Here is an 8,182-nt window from a genome sequence, read left to right on the forward strand (position 1 = left end):
ATCAACCATGTACCAACCTTTGCTGGAACAAAGAAAACGGCTGTTGTGCAGCCATCCGTTATTTCCGGAAATAACTTCGCTGGAAAAGTTACAACTATTCATGGAACACCATGTGTTCGCTGTTTGGGACTTCATGACACTCACCAAACGCCTGCAACAGGACCTGACTTGCACTCGCCTACCCTGGCTGCCACCGGCCGACCCGCAAGCTGCACGCCTGATCAATGAGATTGTGCTGGGCGAAGAATCAGACTCTCACCCCAGGCAAGGCCATTGCAGCCACTTCGAGTGGTACCTGGAAGCCATGGTCGAAGTCGGCGCCAGCACCTCGGCGATACACCGTTTCATTGCACTGCAGCACCAAGCCGTGGAAGCAAGCACTGCCCTGCGCATGGCCGATGTTCCTGCTGGCGCAGCGCGCTTCGTCAGTGACACGCTGCGCATGGCGCTGGAAGCCCCTACACATTGCGTAGCAGCCGCATTCCTTCATGGGCGTGAGCGCGTCATCCCAAGTATGTTCGAACACCTCCTGCAGCCCGACACGCTCATCCACCGCCAGGCATCCGCCTTGTGTGGTTACTTCGAGCGCCACATTGAGGTGGACACTGAGCATCATGGGCGAGCAGCAGAGCAGTTGCTCGAACGCCTGGTGGGTGCCAACCCGACTTATCCGCAGCAGGCCCACGACGCAGCCCTTGCCGCCGTAGAAAGCCGTATCACGTTCTGGGACGAGGTGCAGGCCGCACTGCAAGAGGTGCACCCATGAATACGGCTGGCTACACCACCATCGCCGACGACTGGGAACGCCGCGCAACCATCCGAACCCGCCCTCGCCGCTTGCTGGAAGACGATGACAAGCTGATCTACCCACTGTGTCGTCAGCCCTTGGTACTCAGCGAGACCTTCATGGAACATTGCCCGCAGTGGCGCGACTTCGTGCTGGTGCAGAGCTTCTACAAATTCATCCACGACGTGGTTATTTTCGAAACCGAAATCGTCGACAAGACCGCGCGCAGCATTGCCAAGAATCGCTTCTCGCTGCCCTTCCCCCTCGCCTGTCGCGTTGATGCGATGACGGTTGTGGTAGACGAGGACTACCACGCCTTGGTGGCCCTGGATTTCATGCAACAGACTGTCGCAATGACGGGCATACAACCGCTCGACCTCCCCGGGCATATCGAACTGAGTCGTGCGCTGCCGGCGGCGCAGGCGCAGGCTCCGGCACACCTGAGCGATGCAGTAGAGCTGATTGGCGTAGCCATCGCCGAAAACACCGTTACCCACGATGTAGCAGCGTTTTCCAAGGACCGCAGTGTCAAGGCCTCCATACGAGGTTTGATGGACGACCACCTGTTTGACGAAGGTCGCCACGCGCAGTTCTGGACGCGGCTGGTGCGCATCTACTGGAAAGCCGCGAGTTCGGACGACCGTGACAGCATCGCCCAGGTACTGCCAACATTCCTGGCGCACTATCTGACCAACGACCTGCAGAAAAACTTCGACCTGCACCTGATCGAACACCTCGACATCAGCGAGCGCCTGCGCGGTGTGCTGCGCGATGAAATATCAGCGCTGGCGTTCCCCATCACCCGCCAGCACCCGTTGATGAGCAATATCATGGGCTTCCTGCAACACAGCGGCTTGCTGCAAACGCCTAGTGTGGGGCAGGTGCTGAACGACTACCTGTCGGTGTCGCCATGAGGTGCCTGACCATCGGCTGGTGCGGCACAAGCAAGGCACTTGGCGAAATCAGGCTAATACTGGAACAGTACGGCCATGTGTCGGGGGATGAGGCCACCGACCTGTGGATTGAAGACGGTAGCCTGCCGTTGCCGGATGACCTGGGCGAAACCACCTGTATATGCCTGCGCCTGGGGATGGGCCCGTTAACCAGCAGCGGGTTACCCACGCTGCAATTGCGCGCCTATGACCATGACCGACGTTTGTTTGCCGCGCTGGGCATTGCCGAGGAGCCCAGTGGTAACGGCCAGCGTCTGCGTCAGCAGGCAACAACTGCGCTGGTGGATTGGGTCGCGCTACTCGTCAGTGGCTTCTCACGTGACCCCGAGTATCTCTCTAGGAGCGCGGATGCCACTGACTGGCCCGAGCACGATTTGCACGGGCTAGAGCCGTTGGCATTCATGCATCGATTCAATCGCACGGCAGACCCCGATCTGATCCGGGAAGCCCAGGTGCCGGTGATCGAGCGGGTGCAGGCCAGCCTTAATCTGTTCGCCGACCGGCCGGCGCTGAACATGGCGGGGCACACCGTGACCTACCGCCAACTACACCTGCGGGCCATGGCGATTCAGCAGCGATTGCGCCCGCTGCTGGAGGCGCTTGAGGCGCCACCGGTGATCGGTGTATGCCTGGAAAAATCCATGGAATTGTATGCCAGCATTCTTGCCGTACTGGGCAGTGGTGCGGTGTACCTGCCACTGGGACCTGATCAGCCCGCCCAACGCCACCGGGCCATGCTCGAAAACGCCGGGGCGAGCGTATTGCTGGATGCAGGCCAGCATCCATTAAGGGAGCGTTTCATTTCTCTGGATGTCAGCGCAGTCGAGCCGCTCAACGCCAACTCAGCATCCTCGTTGATGCACAATCGCCCCTGCGCGCATATACCGTGCATGGTGCTCTATACATCGGGTAGTACGGGCCAGCCCAAGGGTGTGCTGCTCAGCCAAGGCAACCTGGCACATTTCACGGCCTGGTTCGGGTCGTGCATAACGCTAGATGAACGGAGCCACGTCCTGCAATTTTCGCCCTTGGGTTTCGACTCGTCACTGATCGAAATCTTCCCCGCCCTGATTGCCGGCGCCGAGTTGATCGTACCCAGCGAGGAACAGCGACACGACCCTGGACAACTGGTGGAATTGCTCCGCCGACAGCGTGTCACTCATGCCTTCCTGCCGCCTGCGCTGCTCAATATCCTGCCGCTGGATCCCCCCCTGGGCGTGACGCATCTGCTCACCGGTGGCGATGCCTGCGAACCCCATGTAATCGAGCGTCTGGCAGGACAGTGTCAGTTGCACAACCTCTATGGCCCCACCGAAACCACAGTACTGATTACGCACCGGACGTTCGACCCCGATGACAATAATCGTAATGTCGGCCACCCCATCGCCAATAGCCAGGTGCTGATCCTCGATGACGATCTGCAACCGGTGGACGAGCGGGTGATGGGTGAGCTGTACATCGTCGGGCCCGGAGTGAGCCTGGGATATGTGAATGCGCCGCGGCAGGCTGACACCCCGTTCGTCGAACTGCTGGTGCCAGGCGGCCAAACGCTGCGGGCCTACCGCAGCGGCGACTTGGCGCAGTGGACCGCCGAAGGCATTGTGCTGGGTGGGCGTCGCGACGATCAGGTAAAGATCCGCGGCTTTCGGGTCGACCCTCGGGAGATTGAACAATGCCTGCGCAGCAGCAGGCTGTATCGTGAGCTGGCCGTGGTGATCGACCATGAAAGCAGGATCTGCGCCTTTGTCGCCCAGCCCGAACCCAACGCTACGCTGGTGGCCTTGCAGCAGCATGCGCGCCAGTGGCTACCGAACTACATGCAACCTGGTTTCTGGGTGGAACTGCCAGCCATGCCGCACAGCAACAACGGCAAAGTCGACCGCAAGGGGCTGCTGTCGCGCCCCTTCCACCCCATTTTGCAGGCCACTCCCCGCGCTGCGCACACGCCACTTCAAGCGCGATTGAGCGACCTTTGGGGTGAGCTGCTGAGCTTGCCCACCAGCCAGTTGCCCATCGATGAAAGCTTCTTCGCACTGGGCGGCCATTCGATTTTGCTGTCGACACTGTTGTTGCGTGTTCGCGAGCAATTTGGCCGTAGTTTCGCGTTGAGCCATTTCATTGAAGTACCGACTATCCGTACGCTCGCAACACTGATGGGGGATGGTGAACTGCCCGACGCATCCTCTGCCCAAGCGGTCATGGACGCTCAACGGGAGTGGATGATCAATCCGTTGCAAGGGGACCGCGCCGGCAATCCGCACAAGGTGATCGTGACGGGGGCCAACAGTTTCGTCGGCGTCCATATTGTCGAGGCGTTGTTGAACGCCGGTGCCACCGAGGTCGCGTGCCTGGTGCGTGACTTGCCGGGGAATCTTGCGATGGCTCGTTTTACCCAGGCGTTGCGTGACTACCAACTGGAACATCTGGACTTGAGCCGGGTACGAGTATTTGCCGCCGATATCAGCCGGCCGCGATTGGGTTTGGCCTGTGACGCGTATGACGCACTCGCCGCTGACTTTGGCGCGCTGGTGCATAACGCAGCAAGGGTCAACCACGTAATGGACTACGCCTCACTGGCCAGAGACAACGTCGACCCCATATTCGAATGCCTGCGCCTGTGCGAAACCCGCTGCAAAAAAGTCTTCAACTTTGTCTCGACGTTGTCGGCCGCCAGCAGCATCGGCACGATGGGGCATGTGCTCGAAGCTCCGGCGGCAGACACCCTGCCCCTGTACATCCGAAATGGCTACAACCTCTCCAAGTGGGTAGCCGAGCGGGTCCTGGGACGTGCAGTTGAGCAAGGAGCTTGGGTGAACATCCATCGCCCTGGAAATATCAGCTTCAACAGCCATAACGGAGTCTGCCAGCCACAGAAGAATCGCCTGATGTTGATGCTCAAGGGGTCGCTGCAGTTGGGCATGCTGCCGAGGCTGGATCTGAATTTCGACCTGATGCCCGTGGACTTTCTGGCTCGCTTCATTGCGTTCCACTGCAATCGCTTTCAAGCCGATAGAAGCGTATTCAACCTGCACAACCCACAACCACTGAGCTGGGAGCACTACCTGGATGCATTCAACCGGGCGGGCCACAGGTTCGAGCGGGTCAGTACTGCGTATTGGCAGCAGACGCTGCGAACGGTGAGCCAGGACAATGCGATGTTTGGTGTACTCGGGTTTTACCTTGATCGACTGGATGAAGACATCGGTGATACCTCGATGATCCTCCATGACAACGCGCAACGCGGCGTTCAGCAGATGGGTGAGCAATACCCCGAAAAAGACCCGGCACTGCTGAGTAAAGGCTGCAACTATCTCAAGGCCATCGGCTTTCTTTGAACCGATTCAGGACAACTTCATGAAACCGCTGCAACCCGATACGTTAATTCATAACCCGAACGGCCAGCCGATAGTGTCCTCTGTGGTGATCGACTGCCATGCTTCCCGCCTGTGGAACCTAGTGGGGCAGTTTGCAGGCTTCGATGCGTTCATCCCTTCCTTGACGCATATCGAAATGACCGGCAACGGAGTGGGCGCTTTACGCACGAAATTTTTCCGCGATGGCAACCGCGTCGTAGAACAGCTCAATAGCCGGGAAGAGCACGCGATGCACATGACCTGGACCATGATCTACAACACCCTGGGCGTGGCCAGGTTGTGGGCGTCGATCAAAGTAGAAGCGCTTGGAGCGCACTGCTCCAGAGCAACCTGGACCATCATTGCCGACCCCCTGGACACGGCACAGGTAGGATTTGAACAGTTTGTGCAGGGCTTCGCCGACAGCGCGCTGGACAATGTTCGCCGCTTGCTGGGTAAGCGGTAGGAGCGAAACGGCTCGCTCCTACTCGTACACTCAGCGGGTCAGATCTTGAAGCTGTCGACCAGCTGCTTCAACCGATTGGCCTGTTGCGACAACGCATCGCAGTCTTTCAGGGTTTCGTTGAGGTTGGTCACGCCCTGCTGGTTCAGCAGGTTGATCTGGTTGATGTCGACGTTGAGGGTTTCCACCACGGCAGTTTGTTCCTCGGTGGCCGCAGCGACGGATTGGTTCATGCCGTCGATCTCGACAATTCGCTGCGTTACGCTGACCAGGCGCTCACCGGCCTGGTTGGCAACCTGGACACTTTCCTCGCTGGAGGTCTGGCTGGCATTCATGGTGGTCACTGCCTCACGCGAACCCACTTGCAGCGAAGTGATCATTTTATGAATCTCCTCAGCCGACTCCTGGGTACGGTGAGCCAGGTTACGCACCTCGTCGGCGACCACGGCAAACCCGCGTCCGGCTTCCCCGGCACGTGCTGCTTCGATCGCAGCGTTCAGTGCCAGCAAGTTGGTTTGCTGGGAGATACCTTTGATCACATCAAGGATGTGGCCGATATTGTCGGTGCTGGCGTTCAGGGTTTCGATCTGAGTGCAGGACAGGCTGATCTTCTGCGACAGCTCCGACATTGCCAGGATGGTTTGCTCGACCACTTTACGCCCATCATCGGCCTGCTCGCTGGCACCGCTGGCGTGCTGTGAAGCATCGGCGGCGTTACGCGCGATTTCCTGGGTGGCAGCCCCCAGTTCGTTGATTGCGGCGGCCACGCTGTTGGTGCGTGCGCTTTGCTCATCAGAGCCGATGATCGAGGCGTTGGATGATGCCATCACACGCTGAGACAGGTCATGCACCTGACGTGTTGCAGAAGACACTTCGGAAATCGAGGCGTGGATACGCTCCACGAACCGGTTGAACGCGCTGCCCACTTCACCGAACTCGTCTTTACTGGTGACCGTCAAGCGGCGAGTCAGGTCGCCCTCACCCTGGGCAATGTCCTGCATGGCAATGCCCATGGTAGTCAAGGGCCGCAGTAACACTTGAATCAGCAGGCTCAACAGCACGGCAATCGCGACTACGGCGATCAGCATGGCGATCAATGCAGACGTACGGAATTTACCCAGCGGTGCGTAGGCTTTGTCTTTATCAATCGACAGGCCGATATACCAATCTGCACCGGGCAAGCCACTGATAGGCGTGAACGACAGAATGCGATCCTGGCCCTTGAGAACTACGTCCTGATTAACTTTCTCAATACGGACGTTAGTGCCTGGGTAGATGTCCTTGAGGTTTTTCATCACTTGGTCTTCGTCAGGACTTACGATGACTTGGCCGTCTCCGCTGACCAGAAACGCATGGCCGATGCCGCCGAAGTCCACCGAATTGATGATTTTCACCAGAGTTTGTAGGCTCAGGTCTCCGCCGACCACACCGAGCAACTCACCGTTCTTTTTCACAGGCATAGCGATAGTTACGATCTGCCCACCTACGGCGGCCATATAGGGCGGCGTGAGCATGGGTTTATCGGCAGCCACGGCTTGCTTGTACCAGGGACGCTGACGAGGGTCGTAGCCGTTAGGCATTTTTGCGTCCGGGCGCTGGGTGAACACACCGTTGGTTTGACCAACGTAGGTGAACTGGAAGTTCGAAGTGAACGCCGGTTGATCGACCAGCCCCGGGAGATCAGCAGCGCTACCCTGATGGGCAACGTTTTGCGTCAGACTTTCGAGCACCAGTATTCGACCACTAAGCCAGTTCTGCACACTACTGGCGGTGAGTTCGCCGGATTGCTGGATAGACGACTCCAGATTCTGTTTGATTGTGCTGCGCTGCAGATAATCGTTGTAAAGGGTGAATAACGCGAAGGCCAGAACCACAACGCCTGACGCGGCCAACAGAATTTTATGACTGAACTTGAGATTCATTTCATCGACTTCTTTTTGCCAAAGGGGGTGAGCGTGCCGAGAGGAACATTCCATGTAACGGTATAGGCGGCGTCTTGGGCCGCTCTATTTCGGTGCACTCATGGCTCATCAGGCTGTCGGCCAAGCAGGAGGAAAACTTAGGGAATTGTGGGACGAATCGTCTTTTTACGTAGGAAGCCGACCAAAGGTTGTCGTACAAGATGTAGGTGTAAGGACTTCATCCCTTCAAACGGTGCGACAAATTTTCATTAATACCTGTGTCGCGCTTTTAAAAAATAGACTGGCGCCATGAACCTGATGTTTGGAGCTGGGTAGGCGTATCTGCTCGCTTACAAAGTTTATAAACCCTCTAAACGACAAAACCCCTGTCTGCATGAGCAGACAGGGGTTCTGGAATTTAATCTTGACGATGACCTACTCTCACATGGGGAAACCCCACACTACCATCGGCGATGCATCGTTTCACTACTGAGTTCGGGATGGGATCAGGTGGTTCCAATGCTCTATGGTCGTCAAGAAATTCTGTGTATCGGAGCGTTGCTTTAGCAACGTACCGATGAAATTCATGGACTTCTACATAAACGAAACCCCTGTCTGCGTTAGCAAACAGGGGTTTCGGAATTTAATCTTGACGATGACCTACTCTCACATGGGGAAACCCCACACTACCATCGGCGATGCATCGTTTCACTGCTGAGTTCGGG

General features: G+C 57.6%; 5 protein-coding genes and 1 rRNA gene. 4 read left to right on the forward strand and 2 right to left on the reverse strand.

The features are described from left to right. Nucleotides 1–7 precede the first annotated feature (7 nt). From HDC32_RS23765 to HDC32_RS23780, 4 genes are read left to right on the forward strand one after another with little or no spacing between them, the layout of a single operon-like run. Nucleotides 8–766 (forward strand): DUF3050 domain-containing protein, encoded by a 759-nt coding sequence (locus HDC32_RS23765; RefSeq protein WP_184745704.1) that lies wholly within the window; start codon nt 8–10, stop codon nt 764–766. Continuing rightward, a complete protein-coding gene (locus HDC32_RS23770) occupies nt 763–1,701 on the forward strand; it encodes a diiron oxygenase (RefSeq protein ID WP_184745706.1) in 939 nt (312 codons plus the stop codon). Before HDC32_RS23765 ends, HDC32_RS23770 begins: the two co-directional genes overlap by 4 nt. Continuing rightward, the gene (locus HDC32_RS23775; protein ID WP_184745708.1) at nt 1,698–5,075 is read left to right on the forward strand and encodes an amino acid adenylation domain-containing protein; all 3,378 of its coding nucleotides are present in this window, start codon (nt 1,698–1,700) and stop codon (nt 5,073–5,075) included. Before HDC32_RS23770 ends, HDC32_RS23775 begins: the two co-directional genes overlap by 4 nt. Before the next feature lie 19 nt (nt 5,076–5,094). Beyond that, on the forward strand, nt 5,095–5,559 hold the full coding sequence (locus tag HDC32_RS23780; RefSeq protein ID WP_131700467.1) for an SRPBCC family protein: 465 nt from the start codon (nt 5,095–5,097) through the stop codon (nt 5,557–5,559). Nucleotides 5,560–5,597: 38 nt separating this feature from the next. Here the strand turns inward: HDC32_RS23780 and HDC32_RS23785 are convergent, their stop codons facing one another. Together HDC32_RS23785 and rrf are read right to left on the reverse strand one after the other, a co-directional pair. After that, nucleotides 5,598–7,478, reverse strand: coding sequence for a methyl-accepting chemotaxis protein (locus HDC32_RS23785; RefSeq protein WP_184745710.1), 1,881 nt, complete (start codon nt 7,476–7,478; stop codon nt 5,598–5,600). A 401-nt stretch (nt 7,479–7,879) separates the two neighbouring features. Further along, nucleotides 7,880–7,995: ribosomal RNA gene (gene rrf, locus HDC32_RS23790) — 5S ribosomal RNA — on the reverse strand. Nucleotides 7,996–8,182: the final 187 nt, after the last annotated feature.

This window comes from Pseudomonas sp. JAI120 (genome assembly GCF_014207255.1).
Lineage (GTDB): Bacteria > Pseudomonadota > Gammaproteobacteria > Pseudomonadales > Pseudomonadaceae > Aquipseudomonas.